The sequence below is a fragment of the Pseudomonas sp. GW821-FHT01E10 genome (assembly GCF_059422365.1).
This window is the reverse complement of the sequence record NZ_JBWKWT010000001.1, coordinates 466,269-491,789: the sequence shown is the minus strand read 5'-3', so window position 1 is coordinate 491,789 and position 25,521 is coordinate 466,269. Positions and strand designations below refer to the sequence as shown.

The following is a 25,521-nucleotide window of genomic DNA, read 5'->3' as shown; positions in this document are numbered from 1 at the left end:
TCATGCGAGCGTCGACAGTTCTGCTGGGCGGGGCGTTTATGTTTGCCGCGGGTGCCGTTCTGGCGCAAACCACTGAAGCGAAGCCGACCGGGGTCAGTGCCTCGACGTACTCCACTGACCTCATGCAGTTGTATCGCGAGGCCCGGCTGGAAGATCCGCGAGTGTTGGCCTCGTATGCGCGAGCGAAGGCGGGCGAGGAACATCAACGCGAGGCCCTGGGCTCGCTGTTACCACAGGTATCGCTCAACGCCGGGCAGAACCGGATTCATCAGGAGAGCGACCTGGTGCAGCGCAGTTACGATAGCGAAATCTACAGCCTGGTGCTGCGTCAATACCTTTACAACAAGGCCGCGTGGGAGAACTACCAAAGATTCAAAAGCCTGGCCAAGCAAACCGAATCAGAAGCGCAGGAGGCCCAGGCCGAGGCCACAGTGGATTTAGCCCAGCGTTACTTCGCCGCATTGGCGGCCGAGGATGAACTGGAGTTGGTAAAGGCGGAGCGTCAAACCACGCAAAAGAGCCTGGACAGGGTCAATGCGTTGTACGAAAAGCAGCTGGCAATGATTACCGATCAACTCGACCTCAAGGCCCGGGTCGATTTGCTGGCGGCGCAGGAGCTGGATGCCCAGAACCAGGCCAGTATCACCCGCGAGGCATTGGCGGAAATCGTCGGTCGGCCGGTCAAGGAGAAGCTCAACCGGATTCGCGATGACGTACAACTACAGGTGTCGACGCAGAGTCTTGAAACGTGGGTTCGCGAGGGTATAGCGCAAAACCCGGCGCTCAAAGCCAACGAAAGTGGTGTCGAGGCCGCAGGCGCTGCGTTGCGCGGCGGCAAGGGCGGGCACTATCCGACCGTGAGCCTGTCTCTGAGCGCGCAACAGACCAACGAGGGCTACAACAACTCCCTGGCGCCGCGTACCGACAGCTATGTCGCCGGTATTGGCGTGCAAGTGCCGATATACAGCGGTGGTTCAACCTCGGCGCGGGTGCGGGGGCTCTACCAGGATCAGATTGTGGCGGAGCAGCAACTGGAAGCAGTCCAGCGCCAGGTGGTCAAGGAGATCACCACCGCTTACCTGACGGCCAACTCGAGCGCAGAAAAGATCAGTGCGAGCCGGCATGCCCTGGCCTCGGCACAGCTGTCCAGAGTGGCGGCAGAAAAAGGACTCAGTTACGGAATGGTCAATGCCGTCGATGTACTGACTAGCGTACGCAACGAATTCCGGGCTCGTCGTGATCTGCTCAAGACCCAATACGACTTCGTCACCAATGTCTTCACGCTCAATCGCTGGGCGGGCAAGCCGCCTGTCGAGAGTGTCGAAAACGTCAATGCCTGGCTGAGCCCCCGCAGCTCCAGCCAAAAACTCACATCCCCCTGAACTTGCCAGCAATACCACCGTTGTAGACCCTCCACGCCAGGCTGGTTTTTCAGTGCCTGCCCACGGCCTGGGGCCGGCTTTTGGGTGGCTCGGCGAGGTGGGTTTCGCCGATAAATTGACGCTGGTTTTATTGTCGTGCTTTGCTGCACGCCACTCGTCGGTTAATTGACGATTTTGATCGGGGCAGACTTCAGCCGCAGATCGCCGGTGGCGAGCCTAAGACCTTGATTTTCTAGGGGAGATGGCACCGTTGGGAACATCAGCCGGGCTATCCGCGTGAGGTTGAGTCGACGACTGGCGGATGGCTGGGCCGGCAGCGCGCCGGGCTGGCCTAGACTCAGTTGAGCGGTTCGCGGGAGCACATCATCAAGCGCAAACTATTGATGATTATTCCTATTTTTGTTGTTTCGATGGCTTTTGCCCGGCTTCTGGGAACGTCCGCAATCCCTGCCGGTGCAACGGGTGGAAGTGTCCCTCAGGGCTAATACCCGGGCGGGCACTGTCAAGGCCTGACGGCGCTCGTATCTGTCCATCAATCGTGATGGACAGGTGAATGAGCTGTTGATCCAGGAAGGCCAGCGGGTGGAGGCCATCGTTCATTTTTCAAGGGAGTCAGGACGGTAATGACGACCCAAATAAAACCAATAAGCGTGATGCTGATCGACTGTCGTCCTCTTGTTCTTATGGGCCTTCAAGACTTGATCAATGCCCGCAAGCCTCAGATGGAAGTGAGCGGGCAGGCCACCACCTATACCAAAGCGCTGGATCTTGCCGATCAGTTGCGTCCCGATGTCATTTTTTTCAGTTTCTTTCCGGATGCGCTGAACCCATTGGCGGTCGTCGCGGGGCTCGCCCGCAGCGCCGAAATGAAAGTCCTGGTGCTCAAGAGCCTGTACGAAACCGTCCCTGTTGCCCAGGCGATAGAGGCGGGCGCACGCGGCGTCGTGCTGGCGGAAGACCCGACGGAATCGATCATCCGAGCCATCATCCAGGTCCACCATCGCGACATCGGGCTGGATAGAGCCTGGGTCGGTGGGCTTTCCGACTATGCCGCGACCGGGCATATACCTTTGAAATGCAATTCGGAGCAGGCGAAACAGGCGCGGCTGACGCTGCGTGAAAAGGAACTGATTCGCGCCATCGTGGGGGATCCGTCTGCCAAATACATGTGCATCGCCGGGCGCCTGGGTATCAGCGAGCACACCGTGCACAACCACCTCAGTAATATTTATCAAAAGCTTAATCTCGTTAACCGTATCGACTTGCTGATATACGCACAGAAGCACGGGCTCACCAACAACGAAGAACCGCCCGAGTCCACTTGGGTGGAACTGCGCTGAATTTCTTTGGGGCGCCCAGGCCGTCACTGTGTCGCCGTCCGTGAATCCCATATCAGACCTGTAAGGCATGCGAGGGTGGTTTCTACGCCACCCTCGCATTCTTTCACGCGTGCGCTTCCTCAGGCGCTGCCATGGACAATGTCGGTATTCAGAACATCAACCCCGACCAAGGTGATGGTCGTGATTTGTCCGCCCGTTTCGGCGATCGTCACGATGCTGTTGGCGCCGCTGTTGTCGATCGACTGGACAACGGCGCCCTGGTCGCCGTTGAGCACCAGCGTGTCGCGCAGCCCTGCGCTCGCATCGAAGCCGGTGACCTGGTACTTGTTCTGGGTGAATGACAAGTCGACGTTGAAGGCATCCCGCACACCGGCCGTGCCAGCCAGCGTGAAGTCGAAGGTGGTGCCCAAGTCGTTGGCGAACAGGTTGGCGTTGAAACCACTCGTCGCCGAGTCCCCATCCTTGTCCGTCAGCGTCGCGTTGAACGCCAGCTTGATATCACTGGCCATGTTCTCGGTCTGCTGAATGAACTGGATCACCGGGATCTTGACATCGCCTCGGCCCATCGTGAGCTGAACCGCATCGATCAACTTCGTACCTTGTTGCTGAACGAGGAAGGACACTTGTCCGCCGGCCTCCGGCGTCAGGGTATTTACTTCGGTGAGGTTCGAGAAGGTGCCATCCTCGTAGTAGATCCGGTAGTACAGGTCCTCGGTCGCCGTGTTGTACCCCCCCACGGAGTTGTCGATGAAGACTTTCATGCCCGTCAGCAGGCTCTCCGGATTGATCACGAAACTTTCATCGGCGTTGCTGATGGCCGCCAGGCTGTCTCCCTGGAGAATGTTATTGCCGACGCCGATGCCGGACGTGCTGACGTTCATGGCCGCCGGGTCGATGTACGACGGCAGGGGGGTGGTCTGTAGCTGGGCTTCGGTGGGGTCGGGTTTACCGAGCCCGATACCGCTCAGGATGTCCGAAGGCAACGCCGTTGCCTTGGCGGAAAAGAACACAATCTCCTCGGAGGGTGAAGGAATAGTCGGCGGATTCTGCGCCGGGATCAGCAACGTGCGCACCGGATCCGGGCCGCCGGCACTGAGCGAGCCGTCGGCGCTGCTGAGCACGATCGTCGAACTGAAACCTTGCACCAAGTCCAGTGTGTAGCTGCCATTGGTATAGGCGGTCAGCGTGTAGTCGACGCTGGTATTTGCCGTGGAGGCGTTGTTGTCGAAATCGCCGGTCAACGTGCCTGCGAAGTGGTAGGCGCCATTGGCATCCGGTGAGGGTGACTGCTCGGTGAGCGTGCCGGTGCCGGTGGTGGTCGTGTTGTCTGGCCGGACGAGGGTGAACTGGTTGTTCACCAACGAAATATCCAGCCCGGTTGCACCCAGTCCGTCGGCTCCGTTCGAGTGATCCCAGTACCCTGTTTGTGGAAGGACACTACCGGTCCCGATCAGGTTGCCGAAGGCGAGTGATGGGCCGTCGTCCTTGAACACCAGGTTCTGCCCTATGTTCAGGGTCGCCTGGGCGCTGTCGCCGTCCCCATCGGTCTTGGTCGCTATCAGCGTCACCAGGTTGTCCGCCGACAGCGTCGTCGAATCATCGGGATTGCTGGCGTTGGGATGCACCACGGCACGGAGCTGGTCGAGGGTGACGTCGCCATTGGCGGCGACGCTGGCCGTGAACACCAGCAAGTTGCTGGTGGCCGTGCGGCCTTCGACCACGCCGCCGTTGAGCGACAGGTTCACCGCCTGGCCGCTGGCCGTGTCGGTCAGCCCGGAGGCCCCCACCACCACGCCCAGTGCATAGGTCAACGTGCCCGCACCGTCGGCGCCAAACGCCGAACTGAAGTTAGACGCAAAACTCTTGGTATCGTTGGTCGCCAGCACCGTCTCGTCGACCGTCAGTGTCGGCTCCGTGCCGGTGGTGCTGATGCTCGGTCCGTCGTCCTTGAACACCAGGTTTTGTCCGATGTTCAGGCTCGCCTGGGCGCTGTCGCCGTCCTTATCGGTCTTGGTCGCCGTCAGGGTTACCAGGTTGTCCGCGGTCAGGGTCTTCGAATCATCGGGATTGGTCGTGACGGGATGCACCACGGCCCGGAGTTGGTCGAGGGTGACGTCGCCGTTGGCGGCCACGCTGACCGTGAATACCAGATCGTTGCTAATCGCCGTGTGGCCTTCGACCACGCCACCGTTGAGCGACAGGTTGACCGCCTGGCCCGTGGCCGTGTCCACCAGCCCGGAGCCGCCCGCGACCACGCCCAGTGCGTAGGTCAGGGTGCCGGCCCCGTCAGCGCCGTACGCCGAACTGAAGTTAGCCGCGAAGCTCTTGGTATCGTTGGTCGCCAGTACCGTTTCGTCGACCGTCAGGATTGGCTCGGTGCCGGTGGTGCTGATGCTGGGGGCGTCATCCTTGAACACCAGGTTCTGGCCGATGTTGAGGGTGGCCTGGGCGCTGTCGCCGTCCCCATCGGTTTTGGTCGCCGTCAGCGTCACCAAGGTGTCCGAGGTCAGGGTCTTCGAATCATCCGGATTGGTCGCGTCGGGATGCACCACGGCGCGGATCTGGTCGAGGGTGACGTCGCCATTGGCGGCGACGCTGACCGTGAACACCAGCAGGTTGCTGGTGGCCGTGCGACCTTCGACCACTGCGCCGTTGAGCGACAGGTTCACCGCTTCACCGGTGGCCGTATCGGTCAGCCCTGAGCCTCCCGCGACCACGCCCAGGGCATAGGTCAGCGTGCCGGCGCCATCAGCGCCAAACGATGAGGTGAAGTTGGCGGCAAAGCTCTTGGTATCGTTGGTCGCCAGCACCGTTTCGTCGACCGTCAGCGTTGGCTCGGTGCCGGTGGTGCTGATGCTTGGCCCGTCATCCTTGAACACCAGGTTCTGCCCTATGTTGAGGGTGGCCTGGGCGCTGTCGCCGTCCTTGTCGGTTTTGGTCGCCGTCAGGGTCACCAGATCGTCCGAGGTCAGGCTCGTCGAGTCATCGGGATTGGTCGTGACGGAATGCACCACAGCGCGGATCTGGTCGAGGGTGACGTCGCCATTAGCGGCGACACTGACCGTGAACACCAGGTCGTTGCTAATCGCCGTGTGGCCTTCCACCACGCCGCCGTTGAGCGACAGGTTGACCGCCTGGCCCGTGGCCGTATCCGTCAGCCCGGAGCCTCCCGCGACCACGCCCAGCGCATAGGTCAGGGTGCCCGCACCGTCGGCGCCATACGCCGAGGTGAAGTTGGCGGCAAAGCTCTTGGTATCGTTGGTCGCCAGTACCGTTTCGTCCACTGTCAGCGTCGGTTCTGTACCGGTGGTGCTGATACTTGGCCCGTCGTCCTTGAACACCAGGTTCTGGCCGATGTTGAGGGTGGCCTGGGCGCTGTCGCCGTCCTTGTCGGTCTTGGTCGCTGTCAGCGTCACCAGGCTGTCCGAAGTCAGCGTCTTCGAATCATCCGGATTGCTTGCGTCGGAATGCACCACGGCCCGGAGTTGGTCGAGGGTGACGTCACCGTTGGCGGCGACGCTGACCGTGAATACCAGATCGTTGCTCGTCGCCGTGCGGCCTTCGACCACGCCGCCGTTAACCGACAAATTCACCACTTGGCCGGTGGCCGTGTCGGTCAGCCCGGAGGCACCCGCCACCACGCCCAGTGCATAGGTCAGCGTGCCGGCGCCATCGGCGCCATACGCCGAGGTGAAGTTGGCCGCAAAGCTCTGGGTGTCGTTGGTGGCCAGTGCCGTTTCGTCGACTGTCAGCGTCGGTTCCGTGCCAGTGGTGCTGATGCTCGGCCCGTCGTCCTTGAACACCAGGTTCTGGCCGATGTTGAGGGTGGCGTGGGCACTGTCGCCGTCCTTGTCAGTGATGGTTGCCGTCAGCGTCACCAGATTGTCCGCGGTCAGGGTCTTCGAATCATCGGGATTGGTGGTATTGGGATGCACCACGGCGCGGAGCTGGTCGAGGGTGACGTCGCCATTGGCGGCCACACTGACGGTGAACACCAGCAGGTTGGTGGTGGCCGTGTGGCCTTCCACTACGCCGGCATTGAGCGACAGGTTCACCGCCTCGCCCGTGGCTGTGTCCACCAGCCCTGAGCCTCCCGCGACCACGCCCAGCGCATAGGTCAGCGTGCCGGCCCCGTCAGCGCCATACGCCGAGGTGAAGTTCGCGGCAAAGTTCTGGGTGTCGTTGGTCGCCAGCACCGTTTCGTCGACTGTCAGCGTTGGCTCGGTGCCGGTGGTGCTGATGCTGGGGGCGTCATCCTTGAACACCAGGTTCTGCCCGATATTGAGGGTGGCATGGACGCTGTCGCCGTCCCCATCGGTCTTGGTTGCCGTCAGCGTCACCAAGGTGTCCGAGGTCAGCGTCTTCGAATCATCCGGATTGGTCGCATCGGGATGCACCACGGCGCGGATCTGGTCGAGGGTGACGTCGCCGTTGGCGGCGACGCTGACCGTGAATACCAGTTGGTTGGTGGTGGCCGTGCGACCTTCGACCACTGCACCGTTGAGTGACAGGTTGACTGCCTCACCGGTGGCCGTGTCGGTCAGCCCGGAGCCACCCGCGACCACGCCCAGGGCATAGGTCAGCGTGCCCGCACCGTCAGCGCCAAACGCCGACGTGAAGTTGGCGGCAAAGCTCTTGGTATCGTTGGTCGCCAGTACCGTTTCGTCCACCGTTAGGGTCGGTTCCGTGCCGGTGGTGCTGATGCTCGGCCCATCATCCTCGAAGATCATCTTGGAGCCGATTTCGGCGGTTGAGGTGCTGGACTGCAGCACCTTGAAGCCGCCAATGTCGAAGTCAGCGTGTGTCTTGTCGCCGCTCTTGTCGGTCAGCAACCCGGCGTTCTCGATCATCACGCGGTTGTGGTCGGTCGCCGTGCTGTAGGTGATCTGCGAATCGGTCGGAACGCCGGTGATCAGCACCGTGCCGTCGGCGTTGTAGGTGATGACGGCGGTGCTGACGGTGGCGCCCGCGAACGTCTTCACGGTGACACTGCCGTTAATGATCGCGACCTTTTCGGTGCTGTCGTTGGCGTAGCTGTTGATGAAGTTGACGCCGCTCTGCGACCCGCTGATGTTGTCGGCGTTCTTGACGGCGGTGAGCAAGAGCTTCGCGGTGGTGCCGCCGGTCTCCTGCACGACCTTGAAGGTCGCGGAGCGGGCGCCGAAGTACTGGGTGAAGTCGATGTTCGCTTCGACGCCCGCTTCGCCCGGGCTCAGGTTGGGGATCGTGAAGTCCGCCTTGGCACCGCTGACGAAGCTGAAGCGCAGGCCTTCCTGTTCGGTGATCGCCTGGTTGTTGGTGCCCAGGGTTGTGCTGCCGCCGCCCTGGCTGCTGTTAACCGTGTCGGCACTGGTGATGGCAGCACTGCTTGCCGACTGATCCAGCGGATCCCTGCCGGTGACGACGATCGAGACGCCGGGAATCCGGCCGTTCGCATCGGCCGTCGCGCCCGCGGTCGTGAACATCAGGAACAACTGCTGGCCCGACGGCGCATTGGCCAGACTGAATTCCGCGTCCTGACCGGCTCCGATGAACACCTTATTCAGCAGATTGACCGCATCGTCGGGGTTCGTCGCATCTGGATGCTTGAGCGGTTGGTACTCTACGGTCCAGATTTTGCCGCCCGACAGCGGCGACCCGGTTTCTTCGATATAGGCCGCGAACACGATTGCGCCGGTTGGACCTCCGGCTCGGCCCAGAAGGATGTTGTCGTTCGTATCGGTATAGAGAAGGATGCTGGTGCCATTGAGGGTATCCAGTCCGCTGTCCACACCATTGAGCAGTGCGCCAGTGCTGTCGACGAAGCTGATATTGGTAATGGTTGCTCCGGGGTCAGCGCTGACGCTGAACGCATTGCTGCCGGTGTTGCCCACGGCGCCGGTATAGCCACTCAAGGCCGCACCCATTGCGGTACCTGCCCCCAGTGCGGTCAAACGGGTAGAGAAAGTCGAGGGTAGGGAGGCCAGCAGAATGTCGTTGTCATCAGCGTCTCCCGCGGGGCTTGGCGTGGCGGTGAGGTTCTGTAGCCCGGCCGTTTCGTCCAGCGTAACGCTCGCGCCGGAGGCCACGACGCTCAGCGCGTTGGTCGTAATCGACGTTGTCAGCGATGGGTCGAGGGTCGAAGTGTAGAGGGAAGTCGGATCGCCCGGCAGCGATGAATTTTGCTCGACAATAGTCATAACTTGTTCCTGGGGTAGTTGCGGTCATCGAGGCCTGACCGTTGACCATTGGTCGCAACTATGGAGAAGCACCGGGGATTGCACATCAGCCGAAACTCCCACGCGGGGTGGGAGTTTCAGACTAGTCTTCCTCGTCGCAGGCCCGTTGCAGGGAGGGCCTGGGTTCAAGCCTTGCGGTGCTCGAGTGCTTACAACGAATGCGATCCGTGCGGATTTGGTATTGGAACTGCAAAAAAAAAGCGAGGGTGGTTTTGCACCACCCTCGCATCCTTTATGCATGCGCCGCCTCAGGCGCTGCCATGGACTATGTCGGTATTCAGCAGATCGACCCCGACCAAGGTGATGGTCGTGATTTGTCCGCCCGTTTCGGCAACTGTCACGACGCTGTTTGCGCCGCTGTTGTCGATCGACTGCACCACGGCGTTCTGGTCGCCATTGAGTACCAGCGTGTCTCTCAGCCCTGCGCTCGCATCGAAGCCGGTGATCTGGTACTTGTTTTGAGGAAGTGACAAGTCGATGTTGAAGGCATCCCGCGCACCGCTTGTGCCCACCAGCGTGAAGTCGAAGGTGGTGCCCAGGTCGTTGGCGAACAGGTTGGCGTCGAACGTGCTCGTCGCCGAGTCCCCATCCTTGTCCGTCAGCGTCGCGTTGAACGCCAGCTTGACATCGCTGGCCAGGCTCTCGGTCTCATGAGTGAACTCGATCGTCGGGATCTTGATCTCGCCTCGGCCCATCGTGAGCTGAACAGCGTCGATCAACTTCGTGCCCTGCTGCTGAATGAGGAAGGACACCTGTCCACCGGCCTCCGGTGTCACGGTGTTCACCTCGATCAGGTTCGAGAACGTGCCATCCTCGTAGAAGGCCCTGTAGTACAGGTCCTCGGTCGCCGTGTCGTAACCCCCCACGGAGTTGTCGATGAAGACCTTCATGCTCGTCAGCAGGCTTTCCGGGTTGATCACGAAGCTTTCATCGGCATTGCTGATGGCCGCCAGGTTGTCTCCCTGGAACAGGTTATTGGCGATGCCGATGCCGGACGTGCTGACGTTCATGGCCCTCGGGTCGATGTACGACGGCAGGGGGTTGGTCTGTAGCTGGGCTTCGGTGGGGTCGGGGGCTCCAAGCCCGATACCGGTCAGGATGTCCGCAGTCGACGCCGTTGCTTTCGCGGAAAAGAACACAATCTCCTCAGATGGCGAAGGAATCGTCGGCGGATTCTGCGGTGGGATCAGCAAGGTGCGCACCGGATCCGGGCCGCCGGCACTGAGCGAGCCGTCGGCACTGCTGAGCACGATCTCGGAACTGAAGCCTTGCACCAGGTCCAGGGCATAAGTGCCATTGGCAAAGGCGGTCAGCGTGTAGTCAACGCTGGTATTCGCGGTGGCGGCGTTGTTGTCGAAATCACCGGTCAGAGTCCCTGCGAAGTGGAACGCGCCATTGACATCCGGCGAGGGCGATTGCTCGGTGAGCGTGCCGGTCCCGGTGGTGGTCGTGTTGTCTGGCCTGACGAGAGTGAATTGGTTATTCACCAACGAAATATCCAGACCGGTTGCACCCAGTCCGTCGGCTCCGGTTGAATGATCCCAGTATCCCTGTTGTGGAAGGATGCTACCGGTGCCGATCAGGTTGCCAAAGGCAAGTGTAGGGCCGTCGTCCTGGAACACCAGGTTCTGGCCGATGTTGAGCGTGGCATGGGCGCTGTCGCCGTCTCCATCGGTTTTGGTCGCCGTCAGGGTTACCAGATTGTCCGAGGACAGACTCGTCGAATCATTCGGATTGGTTGGATCGGGATGCACCACGGCCCGTTGCTGGTCGAGGGTAACGTCACCGTTGGCGGCCACGCTGACGGTGAACACCAGCAGGTGGGTAGTGGCTGTGCGGCCTTCCACCACGCTGCCGTTGAGCGACAGGTTGACCGCCTCACCGGTGGCCGTGTCGGTCAGCCCGGAGGCACCCGCCACCACGCCCAGCGCATAGGTCAGCGTGCCGGCGCCATCGGCGCCATACGCCGAGGTGAAGTTGGCCGCAAAGCTCTGGGTGGCGTCGGTGGTCAGTACCGTTTCGTCAACCGTCAGGGTTGGCTCCGTGCCGGTGGTGCTGATGCTTGGCCCGTCGTCCTTGAACACCAGGTTCTGGCCGATGTTCAGTGTTGCATGGGCACTGTCGCCATCTTTGTCGGTGATGGTTGCGGTCAGGGTCACCAGATTGTCCGAGGTCAGCGTCTTCGAGTCATCCGGATTGGTTGGGTCTGGATGCACTATGGCCCGTTGCTGGTCGAGAGTGACGTCACCATTGGCGGCGACGCTGACGGTGAATACCAGCAGGTTGGTGATGGCCGTGCGGCCTTCGACCACGCTGCCGTTGAGCGACAGGTTGACCGCTTCACCGGTGGCCGTATCGGTCAGCCCGGAGCCGCCCGCTACCACACCCAGTGCATAGGTCAGCGTGCCGGCCCCATCGGCGCCAAATGCCGAACTGAAGTTGGCGGTAAAGCTCTGGGTGTCGTTGGTGGCCAGCACCGTTTCGTCGACCGTCAGGACTGGCTCCGTGCCGGTGGTGCTGATGCTCGGTCCGTCATCCTTGAACACCAGGTTCTGGCCGATGTTCAGGGTCGCATGAGCGCTGTCGCCATCCTTGTCGGTGATGGTGGCGGTCAGCGTCACCAGATTGTCCGAGGTCAGACTCGTCGAATCATCCGGATTGGTTGGATCGGGATGCACCACCGCCCGTTGCTGGTCGAGAGTGACGTCGCCATTAGCCGCCACGCTGACGGTGAACACCAGCAGGTTGGTGGTGGCGGTGCGGCCTTCGACCACGGTGCCGTTGAGTGACAGGTTCACCGCTTCACCGGTGGCTGTATCCGTCAGTCCCGACGGGCCGGCAGTTACGCCCAACGCATAGGTCAGCGTACCCGCACCGTCGGCGCCAAACGCCGAGCTGAAGTTCGCTGCAAAGCTCTGGGTGGCGTCGGTCGTCAGTACCGTTTCGTCAACCGTCAGGGTTGGCTCCGTGCCAGTGGTGCTGATGCTCGGTCCGTCGTCCTTGAACACCAGGTTCTGTCCAATATTCAGGGTCGTATGAGCGCTGTCGCCATCCTTGTCGGTGATGGTGGCGGTCAGGGTCACCAGATTGTCCGAGGTCAGGCTCGTCGAATCATCCGGATTGGTCGGATCGGGATGCACCACCGCCCGTTGCTGGTCGAGGGTGACGTCGCCATTAGCCGCCACGCTGACGGTGAACACCAGCAGGTTAGTGGTGGCGGTACGGCCTTCGACCACGGTGCCGTTGAGCGACAGGTTGACCGCTTCACCGGTGGCGGTATCGGTCAGCCCGGAACCGCCTGCGACCACGCCCAGTGCATAGGTCAGGGTGCCCGCACCGTCAGCGCCAAATGCCGAGCTGAAGTTAGCGGCGAAGCTCTGGGTGGCGTCGGTGGTCAGTACCGTTTCGTCGACTGTCAGGGTTGGCTCCGTGCCGGTGGTGCTGATGCTTGGCCCGTCGTCCTTGAACACCAGGTTCTGGCCGATGTTCAGTGTTGCATGGGCACTGTCGCCATCTTTGTCGGTGATGGTGGCGGTCAGGGTCACCAGATTGTCCGAGGTCAGCGTCTTCGAGTCATCCGGATTGGTTGGGTCTGGATGCACTATGGCCCGTTGCTGGTCGAGAGTGACGTCACCGTTGGCGGCCACACTGACGGTGAACACCAGCAGGTTGGTGATGGCCGTGCGTCCTTCGACCACGGTGCCGTTGAGTGACAGGTTGACTGCCTCACCGGTGGCCGTATCGGTCAGCCCGGAACCGCCTGCGACCACGCCCAGTGCATAGGTCAGGGTGCCCGCACCGTCAGCGCCAAATGCCGAGCTGAAGTTAGCGGCGAAGCTCTGGGTGGCGTCGGTGGTCAGTACCGTTTCGTCGACTGTCAGGGTTGGCTCCGTGCCGGTGGTGCTGATGCTTGGCCCGTCGTCCTTGAACACCAGGTTCTGGCCGATGTTCAGTGTTGCATGGGCACTGTCGCCGTCCTTGTCGGTGATGGTGGCCGTCAGGGTCACCAGATTGTCCGAGGTCAGACTGGTCGAATCATCCGGATTGGTTGGATCGGGATGCACCACGGCCCGTTGCTGGTCGAGGGTGACGTCGCCATTAGCCGCCACGCTGACGGTGAACACCGGCAGGTTGGTGGTGGCGGTACGGCCTTCGACCACGGTGCCGTTGAGTGACAGGTTGACTGCCTCACCGGTGGCCGTATCGGTCAGCCCGGAGGCACCGGCTACCACACCCAACGCATAGGTCAGCGTGCCCGCACCGTCGGCGCCAAACGCCGAGCTGAAGTTAGCCGCGAAGCTCTGGGTGGCGTCGGTGGTCAGTACCGTTTCGTCCACCGTCAGTGTTGGCTCGGTGCCGGTGGTGCTGATGCTTGGTCCGTCATCCTTGAATACCAGGTTCTGCCCGATGTTGAGGGTGGCATGGGTGCTATCGCCGTCCTTGTCGGTGATGGTGGCCGTCAGGGTCACCAGGTTGTCCGAGGTCAGGCTTGTCGAGTCATCGGGGTTGGTGGCATCGGGATGCACCACGGCCCGTTGCTGGTCGAGGGTGACGTCGCCATTAGCAGCGACGCTGACCGTGAACACCAGCAGGTTGGTGGTGGCCGTTCGACCTTCCACTACGCTGCCGTTGAGCGACAGGTTGACGGCCTCACCGGTCGCCGTGTCGGTCAGCCCGGAGCCGCCCGCCACCACACCCAGTGCGTAGGTCAATGTGCCCGCGCCATCAGCGCCAAACGCCGAGCTGAAGTTGGCGGCGAAGTTCTGGGTGGCGTCGGTGGTCAGTACCGTTTCGTCCACCGTCAGTGTTGGCTCCGTGCCAGTGGCGCTGATACTTGGCCCGTCGTCTTCGAAGATCATCTTGGAGCCGATTTCGGCGGTCGAAGTAGAGGCTTGGCGCAGATGGAAGCCATCGATATCAAAATCGGCGTGGTTATCGCCCTTGGCGTCGAGGGCCGCGCCGTTCTCGATGAGTACGCGGTTGTGATCCGAGGTTGTGGTGTATTCAATCTGGTAACCGGCTTTAACACCGGTGACGGTCGCAACCCCACCCGTAAAGCTGATGGTAATGGCCGGGTCATTCACCGAACCGTCTGAATTCTCGATCACCTGGCCGGTGCTGATGTTGATGACGCGAACGCTGTTGATGGCCACCGACGTATCATTTGTATATCCATTGATGAAGTTCACGCCAGGTTCGGCAGCAGTGTTGAATGCGCTGATTTGTACGACCGCACTCTTGCCGCTTTGTAACTGCACGACGTCGAAACTGGCCGACTTCGTATTGAAAACGCCGGTAAAGTCGATGTTGGACTCAACATCGGCTTCTGTCTGACTAAGGTTGGGAACGGTCACATCCTGCCGGGCGCCGGTGACGAACGATAAGCGGATGCCTTCCTGTTCCGTAATCATCTGGTTGTTGGTGCCGATGGTGGCTGGGCCGCCCCCCTGGCTGGTATTGATCGTGTCACCAGTGTTTATATTGGCGCCACTTGACTGGTCTGCGGGGTCCTTGCCGGTGGCAATGATGGAGGGATCGGTGATCCGCATAACACCACCATCATCGACAACGGTCGGATTCGCTTTCGTGAACATCAGGAAGAGGTTCTGACCGGATGGCGCACCGGTCAAACTGAATCCCAGGTCCTGAGTGACTCCGATGAACACCTTATTCAGCAAATTGACCGAATCATCGGGGTTCGTCATATCTGGATGCTTGAGCGGTTGGTACTCCACTGTCCAGATCTTGCCACCCGAGACCGGCGATCCGGTTTCATCGATATAGCCAGCGAACACGATCGCGCCAGCTGGGCCCCCGGCGCGGCCCACCACGATGTTATTGTTGCTCGTATCCGTATAGAGAAGGATGCTGGTGCCATCGAGGGTATCCAGTCCGCTATCCAGGCCATTGAGCGGTGCGCCAGCACTGTCGACGAAGCGGATATCGGTAACGCCGGACGGGTCGGTGAGGGTGAATGCATTGCTGCCGGTGTCGCCCACGGCACCGGTATAGCCACTCAAGGCCGCACCCGTTGCGGTACCTGCACCCAGTGCGGTCAAACGGGTAGAGAAGGCCGAGGGCAGGGAGGCCACCAGAATGTCGTTGTCGTCAGCGTCTCCCGCGGGGCTTGGCGTGGCGGTGAGGTTCTGTAGCCCGGCCGTTTCGTCCAGCGTAACGTTTGCGCCGGGCGTCACGCTCAGGGCGTTGGCTGTAATCGACATTAAGTTGAGGGAGGTCGGATCGCTCGTTAGCGATGAGTTTTGCTCGCGAATAGTCATGACGTTCTCCTGAGCAATTACGGTCATCGAGGCCTGACCATTGACCTCTACCACTATGACTAAGCGCTGGAGATTGAACATTGGCCGATACTCCCATGCGGGATAGGAGTTTCGGCCTAGCCGTCCTCGCCGGTCGTCTGCCGCAGGGTTTCTGCCGCGTAGGCGCGTATTTACCCGCTGTGTTTAAGCCTTGTGGTGCTCCAGGATCCACAGCGAATGCGATCCGTGCCGATCTCATTTTGGAACTGCAAAAACAATGCGAGGGTGACTTTCGTCACCCTCGCATCCTTTCACACACGCGCTGCCTCAGGCGCTGCCATGGACAATGTCGGTATTCAGAACATCAACCCCGACCAAGGTGATGGTCGTGATTTGTCCGCCCGTTTCGGCAATCGTCACGATGCTGTTTGCACCGCTGTTGTCGATCGACTGCACAACGGCGCTCTGGTCGCCGTTGAGCACCAGCGTGTCGCGCAGCCCTGCGCTCGCATCGAAGCCGGTGATCTGGTACTTGTTCTGGGTGAGTGACAAATCGACGTTGAAGGCATCCCGCTCACCGCTTGTGCCCACCAGCGTGAAGTCGAAGGTGGCGCCCAAGTCGTTGGCGAACAGGTTGGCGTCGAAACCACTCGTCGCCGAGTCCCCATCCTTGTCCGTCAGCGTCGCGTTGAACGCCAGCTTGATATCGCTGGCCAGGCTTTCGGTCGGCTGAATGAACTGGATCACCGGGATCTTGACATCGCCTCGGCCCATCGTGAGCTGAACCGCATCAATCAACTTCGTGCCTTGTTGCTGAACGAGGAAGGACACCTGTCCACCGGCCTCCGGCGTCACGGTGTTCACCTCGGTGAGGGCCGAGAACGTGCCATCCTCATAGTAGGCCCTGTAGTACAGGTCTTCGGTTGCCGTGTTGTAACCTCCCACGGAGTTGTCGATGAAGATCTTCATGCCCGCCAGCAGGGTCTCCGGATTGATCACGAAACTTTCATCGGCAGAACTGATGGCCGCCAGGTTATCTCCCTGGAGAATGTTATTGCCGACGCCGATGCCGGACGTGCTGACGTTCATGGCGGCCGGGTCAATGTACGACGGTAGGGGATTGGTCTGTAGCTGGGCTTCGGTGGGGTCGGGTTTCCCTAGCCCGATGCCGGTCAGGATGTCCGAAGTCGACGCCGTCGCCTTGGCGGAAAAGAACACAATCTCCTCGGAGGCCGAAGGAATGGTCGGGTCATTCGTCGTCGGAATCAACAAGGTGCGCACCGGATCCGGGCCGCCGGCACTGAGCGAGCCGTCGGCACTACTGAGCACGATCTGCGAACTGAAGCCTTGCACCAGGTCCAGTGTATAGCTGCCATTGGTGTAGGCGGTCAGCGTGTAGTCGACGCTGGTATTCGCGGTGGCGGCGTTGTTGTCGAAATCACCGGTCAACGTGCCTGCGAAATGGTAGGCGCCGTTGACGTCCGGTGACGGCGATTGCTCGGTGAGCGTGCCGGTGCCGGTGGTGGTCGTGTTGTCTGGCCGGACGAGGGTGAATTGGTTATTCACCAACGAAATATCCAGTCCGGTTGCCCCCAATCCGTCGGCTCCGGCCGAGTGATCCCAGTACCCTGTTTGTGGAAGGATGCTACCGGTGCCGATCAGGTTGCCAAAGGCAAGTGTAGGGCCGTCGTCCTCGAACACCAGGTTCTGGCCGATGTTGAGCGTGGCATGGGCGCTGTCGCCGTCTCCATCGGTTTTGGTCGCCGTCAGGGTTACCAGATTGTCCGAGGACAGACTCGTCGAATCATTCGGATTGGTTGGATCGGGATGCACCACGGCCCGTTGCTGGTCGAGGGTAACGTCACCGTTGGCGGCCACGCTGACGGTGAACACCAGCAGATGGGTAGTGGCTGTGCGGCCTTCCACCACGCCGCCGTTGAGCGACAGGTTGACTGCCTCACCGGTGGCCGTGTCGGTCAGCCCGGAGGCACCCGCCACCACGCCCAGCGCATAGGTCAACGTGCCCGCACCGTCGGCGCCATACGCCGAGGTGAAGTTCGCCGCGAAGCTCTGGGTGGCGTCGGTGGTCAGCACCGTCTCATCCACCGTCAACGTCGGTTCGGTGCCGGTGGTGCTGATGCTCGGTCCGTCGTCCTTGAACACCAGGTTCTGGCCGATGTTGAGGGTCGCCTGGGCACTGTCGCCGTCCTTGTCAGTGATGGTTGCCGTCAGCGTCACCAGATTGTCCGCGGTCAGGGTCTTCGAATCATCGGGATTGGTGGTATTGGGATGCACCACGGCGCGGAGCTGGTCGAGGGTGACGTCGCCATTGGCGGCCACACTGACGGTGAACACCAGTAGGTTGGTGGTGGCTGTGTGGCCTTCCACCACGCCGCCATTGAGCGACAGGTTCACCGCCTCGCCCGTGGCTGTGTCCACCAGCCCTGAGGCGCCCGCGACCACGCCCAGCGCATAGGTCAGGGTGCCAGCCCCGTCAGCGCCATACGCCGAGGTGAAGTTGGCGGCGAAGCTCTTGGTATCGTTGGTCGCCAGTACCGTTTCGTCGACTGTCAGCGTTGGCTCGGTGCCGGTGGTGCTGATGCTGGGGGCGTCATCCTTGAACACCAGGTTCTGCCCGATATTGAGGGTGGCATGGACGCTGTCGCCGTCCCCATCGGTCTTGGTCGCCGTCAGCGTCACCAGGCTGTCCGAGGTCAGCGTCTTCGAATCATCGGGATTGGTCGCGTCGGGATGCACCACGGCGCGGATCTGGTCGAGGGTGATGTCGCCATTAGCAGCCACGCTGACCGTGAACACCAGCAGGTTGGTGGTGGCCGTGCGACCTTCGACCACTGCGCCGTTGAGCGACAGGTTGACTGCCTCACCGGTGGCCGTGTCGGTCAGCCCTGAGCCTCCCGCGACCACGCCCAGGGCATAGGTCAGCGTGCCCGCACCATCAGCGCCAAACGCCGAGGTGAAGTTGGCGGCAAAGCTCTTGGTATCGTTGGTCGCCAGCACCGTTTCATCGACTGTCAGCGTCGGTTCGGTGCCAGTGGTGCTGATGCTCGGCCCGTCGTCCTCGAAGATCATCTTGGAGCCGATTTCGGCGGTTGAGGTGCTGGACTGCAGCACCTTGAAGCCGCCAATGTCGAAGTCAGCATGCGTCTTGTCGCCGTTCTTGTCGGTCAGCAACCCGGCGTTCTCGATCATCACGCGGTTGTGGTCGGTCGCCGTGCTGTAGGTGATCTGCGAGTCGGTCGGAACGCCGGTGATCAGCACCGTGCCGTCGGCGTTGTAGGTGATGACGGCGGTGCTGACGGTGGCGCCCGCGAACGTCTTGACGGTGACGCTGCCGTTGGTGATCGCGACCTTTTCGGTGCTGTCGTTGGCGTAGCTGTTGACGAAGTTGACACCGCTCTGCGACCCGCTGACGTTGTCGGCGTTCTTGACGGCGGTGAGCAAGAGCTTCGCAGTCGTGCCGCCCGTCTCCTGCACGATCTTGAAGGTCGCGGAGCGGGCGCCGAAGTACTGGGTGAAGTCGATGTTCTGTTCGACACCCGCTTCGCCCGGGCTCAGGTTGGGGACTGTGAAGTCCGCCTTGGCACCGGTGACGAAGCTGAAGCGCAGGCCTTCCTGTTCGGTGATCGCCTGGTTGTTGGTGCCCAGGGTTGTGCTGCCGCCGCCCTGGCTGCTGTTAACCGTGTCGGCGCTGGTGATGGCAGCACTGCTTGCCGACTGATCCAGCGGATCCCTGCCGGTGACGACGATCGAGACGCCGGGAATCCGGCCGTTCGCATCGGCCGTCGCGCCCGCGGTCGTGAACATCAGGAACAACTGCTGACCCGACGGCGCATTGGCCAGACTGAATTCCGCGTCCTGACCGGCTCCGATGAACACCTTATTCAGCAGATTGACCGCATCGTCGGGGTTCGTCGCATCTGGATGCTTGAGCGGTTGGTACTCCACGGTCCAGATCTTGCCGCCCGAGAGTGGCGATCCGGTTTCTTCGATATAGGCCGCGAACACGATTGCGCCGCTTGCGCTCCCGGCTCGGCCCACCAGGATGTTGTCGTTGCTCGTATCGGTATAGAGAAGGATGCTGGTGCCATCGAGGGTGTCCAGTCCGCTGTCCACGCCATTGAGCAGTGCGCCAGTGCTGTCGACGAAGCTGACGTTGGTAATGGTTGCTCCAGGGTCGGCGGTGACGCTGAACGCATTGCTGCCGGTATTGCCCACGGCGCCGGTATAGCCACTCAAGGCCGCACCCATTGCGGTACCTGCACCCAGTGCGGTCAAACGGGTAGAGAAAGTCGAGGGCAGGGAGGCCAGCAAAATGTCATTGTCGTCAGCGTCTCCCGCGGGGCTTGGCGTGGCGGTGCTGTTTTGCAACCCGGCCGTTTCGTCCAGCGTAACGCTCGCGCCAGAGGTCACAACGCTGAGAGCGTTGACCACTGAGTCGAGGGTCGGAATGTATAGGGGGGTCGGATCGCCCGTTAGCGATGAATTTTGCTCGCCGGTAGCCATGACTTTCTCCAGAGCAATTGCGGTCATCGAGGCCTGACCGTTGACCTTTGGTCGCAACTATGGAGAAGCGCCGGGGATTGCGCATCGGCCGAAACTCCCATGCGGGATGGGAGTTTCAGACTACTTGGGAGGGGAAAGAGGAGGAGGGCGCGAAGGAGTAACGTCGTATATTACGTTTGTGAATGAGCACAAGACGGCGGCGGGGGCGACCTCATGAGCTGGTTCCTCCACGCCGAATCACGATGGGCTGCTCGATCAGCCGCAGTTCGAGCTCGCCCGAGGCCGGCACGAAGCGCGGGCCAGTGCTTTCAGGCGTTGCCCGCAACCTCCAGGTGCGCTGCACCTTCGCCAGTTTGGCGACTCCCGACGCCACGGACCAGCGCCGGCAGACCTTCTCCAGTTTGAGCGGGTAGAGGGTGAGTTGGTCGCCGTTGAAGTGCATGCGCAGAAAGCATTTGTGGTCGGCGATGCGTTGCGAGGAAAAAACCACTTCGCTATGTAGCCCCCATAAAGTGTTGGCCATGACCATCCAGGCACCGAATAGCAGGCCTCCCAAACTACCACCGAGCACCAGTGTCCCCACCAGGAACAACAAGACCTGGAGCAGGTTTTCTACCTCGAACTGCAAGTAGTGGATGTTGATACGGCCCATGAGCCACAGCAGCCCGATCGCCAGTCCCAGGTGAAGCAACCCGTGAACGGCCCCGACGCCATAGGCAAGCTTTCGGGTGCGTTTGACCCCGGCGGCTGAGAGCACTGCGCAGCCCAGCACAATGGTCACGGCGAGCATCACCGACGAAGGACTGTGTGCCAGGACCAGGACCAGCTGTCGCCATACCTCGCGCAGGTTGGGAATAGAGGCTTCGAGGCCAGACAATACCTCGACCAGGCTGCGATTATCGCGCGCCGGATGGGGCACCTTGCTGGCGCTTTCTACCATCCAGTCGAACAGCAAGTACAAGATCGCCAGCATGCCGCAGAACGAGAGGTTGTGGGTGGGTAGCCGCCATGCCCGGTTACGCAGCTGCTCGGAGGTTTTTTTATCCGGGTAGGTTGCCGCCAGCTCGTAGTGCTGCGGCGTTCCGCCGACGCTGATCGGCTCGGGCGGATCTGGAAGTTGATGAGTGCCATGCAGGAAGGCGCCACCGCCTCCGCAGGTGATGCGTTGCGGTGCCTGGCTGCCGGCTTTTGGCTGGTAGCGCGCGTAGTGGTGCGAGTCTCCGGCCAGGACCACCGCCAAGTGGTCACCCAAGAGCTGCTCGATCTCGCGCAGACTGCTGAAGCGCAAGGTCTGGGTCTCGATCGAGGGCAGGGTCTTGCGCCCCACGCGTGCGAGTCGTTCGGCCTCATCCACCCAGCTCGGCTCGGGTGTACAGAGGATCACGCGGTCGCCTGGCTGCAGTTTGGCGCGCATCTCTTCGAAGTACTGCTTCTGCTGGCGGTCGATCATCGACTCCAATTGCAGGTCCAGGCCCCAGATCCACCAGCCATTGGGCAGCTGCAGCACGTAGTAACTGGTGTGTTGACGGGTTTCCCAGCCGCCGATGGGCTTCTGCTCACAAAACAGTTGGGAGAACCCGCGCAGGCCGTCATACCAATCGTGGTTGCCGGGCGTCGCCACCATCCACGGTGCACCTGGCTGCGGCACGGGCTGGTCCTGCTCATTCGGGCGAACCTTGGGGACCGGCGCGGGAAAGGCCGCGCGGAAGGGATCGAGGAAGCGGGTGCGATAGCCGGATTGGGCCGGTGTGGGGTAGACCTGATCGCCGCCGAGCAGCAGCACGTCGCCGCGCGGCAGCGTGAGCTCCGGCAACTTGACATCCTGGCTGACGCACAGCGCCATGGAATAGGTGGAGTCCCAGCCATCGCCGGTATCCGCCAGATAGTCGATCCACACGTCACCGTCGGCAGCCACCTGAATGGGTGGGTTAGAGCCCCGGGGGTTGAGCATGGCCAGCACATCGCGAGGGTCCGCGAAGGCACCCATGGTGGTGGCGGCGGCCGATTGCATGCCCGTGCGCATGAGCTGAAACGGGCCTAACCAGTTGACCATCGACTCCTGGGTGTAAAGTTCGATGCGGCTATTGGTCGTAGAAGATTGGGTGGCGTGGGTCATGGCGAGGAGCGCAGAGTGCCCCTCTTCAAAGTGTCCCTCTCCAGGGCGGAACTCAATCGATTGCTCCTTCATCGCCTAGCCTCCATTGCTGTAAAGAGTCCGGGTACATCAGGTGGGGTTTGACTTCTTGTCGGTTGATTCAGAATAGGTCAGTTATGCGATAACCGCCGGTTCATGGCAAGACGATAAAAACGATGGACCCGCCAGAATGGCGGGTCCGGACGGGGGATCAGAGTGTCGGCAACTGCCCGATGCGACCCATCATCTCGGTCACGATCTGCAGGTCCAGCAGGAACTGGTCGACGGTCTTGAACTCGTTGTCGTTATGGCCGGTGTACTTGAGCTCGGGCCTGGCCAAGCCGAACTGCACGCCGTTGGGCAGCTCATGGACCGAAGTGGCGCCGGCTGAGGTACCGAACTTGTGTTCCATGCCAAGGTTCTCGCTGGCCACCGCCAACAGCGCTTTGACCCATTCACCTTCGGGGTTGCGGTACATCGGCTCGGCGATCTTGTAGTCGAAGGCCACTGCAATGTGAGTCTTCTTGCTCCAGGCACCCAGCTTTTCGGCGATTTCAGCCTTGAGCGCTTCCGGGGACTTGCCCTTCGGCACGCGCAGGTTGACCGCAAGCTTGAAGGCTTTTTCATCCATCCCGACATAGGTCAGGGAGGTGGTCAGCGGCCCCATGAAGGCATCGGAAAAACCGACCCCCAACTTGCCGCCCAGGTAGTCCAGTCCCCAGTTGTCGACGGCATAACGGGCGGCGTCGGTAATGTGGTTGCGCTTGAGCGCGACCTTGCCGTCGAGGCTGTTGATGAAGCCCAGCATCCGTGCCACCGGGTTGATGCCTGACTCGGGCTCGGAGGAGTGGGCGGAAACGCCGGTGACCGTGAGCTTGACGTCCTTGCCGACGAGCTTGGCGGTCACCTCGAAGTTGCCGCCATTGCGCTTGGCATAATCGCTACCTGCCTTCTGCAGGCTGGCGGCCAGTTCGGCGGGCTTGTCAGTCACAAGGGTAGCGACCGACGTTGACGGAATCTGGTTGGTTGCCAGGCCGCCGGTCATTGAGGTGATTTCGGCGCCCTTGCCCTGAGCGCTCCGCAGGGCAAAGTTCGCCATGACGGTGCCGTAGCCTTTCTCGGCAATCACCACCGGGTAGCCGCCATCCAGCGCCAGGTTGTAGTTGGGTGTCGGGTTGTGTTCGAAGTAATAGGGGATGGCGTCGCCGGTGGTTTCCTCGGTGGTGTCTACCAGCAGCTTGAAATGGCGAGCCAGCGGCAGCTTCTCTTCCTTGATGATCTTCATGGCGTAGAGCGCGACCACGATGCCGTTTTTGTCATCCTCGGTGCCTCGGCCATACATACGGTCGCCGACCAGGGTGACCTTGAACGGGTCGAGGCGGGTGCCGTCTTTCAAGACCCAGTTCTCCGGCGTCACGGGCACCACATCGGCATGTGCGTGAATGCCCACGATTTCGTCGCCAGCCCCTTCGAGGGATATTTCATAGACTCGGTTGTCGATATTGCGAAAGTTCAGGTTGAAGGCCTGGGCCAGGCCCTTGAGCTTGTCGCCGATCTTGATGAATTCAGGGTTGTCGTGTTGGGCCACGCCGTCTACGCGGAAGGTCGGGATTGCCACCAGTTCGCGCAAGGTCTCGGTAGCAGCGTTGCCGTACTTCACCCGCGCATAGAGGCCAAGCAGGCGATGAATCTCGTTCTGCTGTTCAGCGGAAAGGGGCTTGTTGCCCTGGAAAGCACTGATTGTCGGGCCGAGGTTGCCGGTTTTGGCAAGCTCGCTCTTGGCCAGGCGTTCCAGGAACTGCCTGAAATCCGTTACCGATGCATCGCTGAAGGTCTTGAGGATGGTCGCGCTCTGTTGCGGGGTAATGTTGGCGTGCGCTGAGGTGGTGAACGACGAAAGGCTGGCCAGCATCAGGGTTGTCGCAGCCAGTTGCTTAAGTGAAAAGTCCATTGCTGGGGGCATTCCTTTGCAGGTGGTTGGTAGGAAATATCTGATTGATTAGTCAGAAACTTTTCCAAATTAACACCAAGAGGGAGTAGTACGGGAGTACCTGAAGTGCGATCTGTCGCACAGAAATGCAAAAGCGACGCAGAAATGAAAAAGCCTACCAACGCAACTCGAAGGTATTTTGCGCGCCCGTCTGGAGGCTGCTGCCCAAGCGTTTGCACTCGCGAGAAAGGGTGTCTTGCAGCCATTGACGGTCATCCCCTTCGGCGCGACAGAGGCGAAAGCGCTGCAGGCGAGTGGGTATCAGCTCCAGCGTCTGCAGGCGTCCGTCCGGGGCCAGCGAGACAAAGTACAGAAGCCCCAGGTCGCCGCGATAATCTGCGTGGCCCTCGATGCCTTCGTAATCGCTCAGCAGATCCCCGCAGCCATAGAGAATCAGGCGCTCGCGGTACACCTCGATGCCTTTGACGTGGTGCGAGGAATGGCCATGCACCACGTCAACTCCGGCCTCATCGATCAGGGCATGGGCGAACCGGACCTGCTCCTGCGGGATCTCGAACCCCCAGTTGCCGCCCCAATGAATGGAGGCCACCACCCGATCCCCCGGATTTTTGTACTTGAGAATTCGTTCGGCCACAGGGCGCAGGCTTTGCATCGACAGATCTTCCAGCCGCGCGACGCCCGCGCGGCTATCCGTGGCGGCCCACTGCGGTGGAATGCCGCTGTCGGGAGCGCCGAGGCCAAACACCAGCAAGCGCTGTCCGCCAGACAACGGCAGCAGGGCGGGCGCTTCGGCAGATTGTCGGTTGAGCCCGGCGCCGGCACTGCACATGCCGTTGTTCGCCAGGGTGGCCAGCGTATCGGCCAGGCCAGGCACGCCCCAGTCCAGCACATGGTTGTTGGCCAGCACGCAGCAATCGATGTCGGCGGCACTGATGGCCGGGAAGTTCCCCGGGCTCATGCGGTAATTGATGCCCTTTGGCTCCGGTCGTCCGCGGCGGGTCACCGCTGTTTCCAGGTTGATAATGCGTGCGTGTGGCTGGCGAAGTTCGAACTCATCCAGCGCAACGCCCCAGATATAGGTGAAATCGACCGGGCGGGGAATCGGGCCATTGTGTCGTTCTGCCAACCGGACGTAATCGCCGGCTTTCTTGACGTAGTCTTCGTAAAGCCGTGGATCGCCAGGATGCGGCAGCACTGCGTCGATGCCTCGGGCGGTCATGACATCGCCGGTGAGAAACAGCTTCAGCGTATCGGTAACGGCTGCCATGGCACCCTCCGGATATCCCGAATAGCCTGGATCAACAGTAAATCTCTGTTTTAAAACAAATTAGTTTGTTTTTGGGCTTCCCAGATGCAGCGAAAGTTGATAAATTTCCGCGCGTTCTTGCAGAGGCCCTTACGGGGCTTGCAGCGTAGGGACGCAGCAGCTCGATATTGCTCGCAAGCTGCACATTCAGAAAGAGAGTGCCAGGCACTCGTCGCAACAGCTACAGGGGCGTCGCCAAGCGGTAAGGCAGCAGGTTTTGATCCTGCCATGCGTTGGTTCGAATCCAGCCGCCCCTGCCATTTTCCTTACACTCATCCAGTCATGACTCAGTCGGCGGTATTGCGCGAGTCCTGGATGGTCGTGTTTACGAGAAACGCCAGTGCCGATTCGGCCTGGCGTTTTTTTGTGTCGGTTAAATATCCCTCCGAACACAGCGAGCGCGACGCCG

General features: G+C 61.1%; 8 protein-coding genes and 1 tRNA gene. 3 read left to right on the top strand and 6 right to left on the bottom strand.

Annotated elements, in window-relative coordinates:
* Positions 1–2 precede the first annotated feature (2 nt).
* Together AC07V0_RS02170 and AC07V0_RS02165 are read left to right on the top strand one after the other, a co-directional pair.
* Positions 3–1,382, top strand: coding sequence for a TolC family outer membrane protein (locus tag AC07V0_RS02170; protein ID WP_018927964.1), 1,380 nt, complete (start codon positions 3–5; stop codon positions 1,380–1,382).
* Positions 1,383–2,005: 623 nt separating this feature from the next.
* Positions 2,006–2,722: a response regulator transcription factor gene (locus AC07V0_RS02165; protein WP_086945660.1), complete on the top strand. Its 717-nt coding sequence runs from the start codon at positions 2,006–2,008 to the stop codon at positions 2,720–2,722.
* Between the two features lie 119 nt (positions 2,723–2,841).
* Here the strand turns inward: AC07V0_RS02165 and AC07V0_RS02160 are convergent, their stop codons facing one another.
* From AC07V0_RS02160 to AC07V0_RS02135, 6 genes are all read right to left on the bottom strand, one after another.
* On the bottom strand, positions 2,842–8,901 hold the full coding sequence (locus tag AC07V0_RS02160) for a DUF5801 repeats-in-toxin domain-containing protein (protein WP_495019345.1): 6,060 nt from the start codon (positions 8,899–8,901) through the stop codon (positions 2,842–2,844).
* Between the two features lie 287 nt (positions 8,902–9,188).
* Positions 9,189–15,218, bottom strand: a complete 6,030-nt coding sequence (locus AC07V0_RS02155) for a DUF5801 repeats-in-toxin domain-containing protein (protein WP_495019344.1) — start codon at positions 15,216–15,218, stop codon at positions 9,189–9,191.
* A 306-nt stretch (positions 15,219–15,524) separates the two neighbouring features.
* Positions 15,525–19,721, bottom strand: a complete 4,197-nt coding sequence (locus AC07V0_RS02150) for a DUF5801 repeats-in-toxin domain-containing protein (protein ID WP_495019393.1) — start codon at positions 19,719–19,721, stop codon at positions 15,525–15,527.
* A 211-nt stretch (positions 19,722–19,932) separates the two neighbouring features.
* The gene (locus AC07V0_RS02145; RefSeq protein ID WP_086945658.1) at positions 19,933–21,909 is read right to left on the bottom strand and encodes a metallophosphoesterase; all 1,977 of its coding nucleotides are present in this window, start codon (positions 21,907–21,909) and stop codon (positions 19,933–19,935) included.
* Positions 21,910–22,066: 157 nt separating this feature from the next.
* A complete protein-coding gene (locus AC07V0_RS02140) occupies positions 22,067–23,806 on the bottom strand; it encodes a dipeptidase (RefSeq protein ID WP_495019343.1) in 1,740 nt (579 codons plus the stop codon).
* 154 nt (positions 23,807–23,960) lie between these two features.
* Positions 23,961–25,073, bottom strand: coding sequence for a CapA family protein (locus AC07V0_RS02135; protein ID WP_086945656.1), 1,113 nt, complete (start codon positions 25,071–25,073; stop codon positions 23,961–23,963).
* 224 nt (positions 25,074–25,297) lie between these two features.
* Here AC07V0_RS02135 and AC07V0_RS02130 point away from each other — a divergent pair.
* Positions 25,298–25,372: transfer RNA gene (locus AC07V0_RS02130), tRNA-Gln, on the top strand.
* Positions 25,373–25,521: the final 149 nt, after the last annotated feature.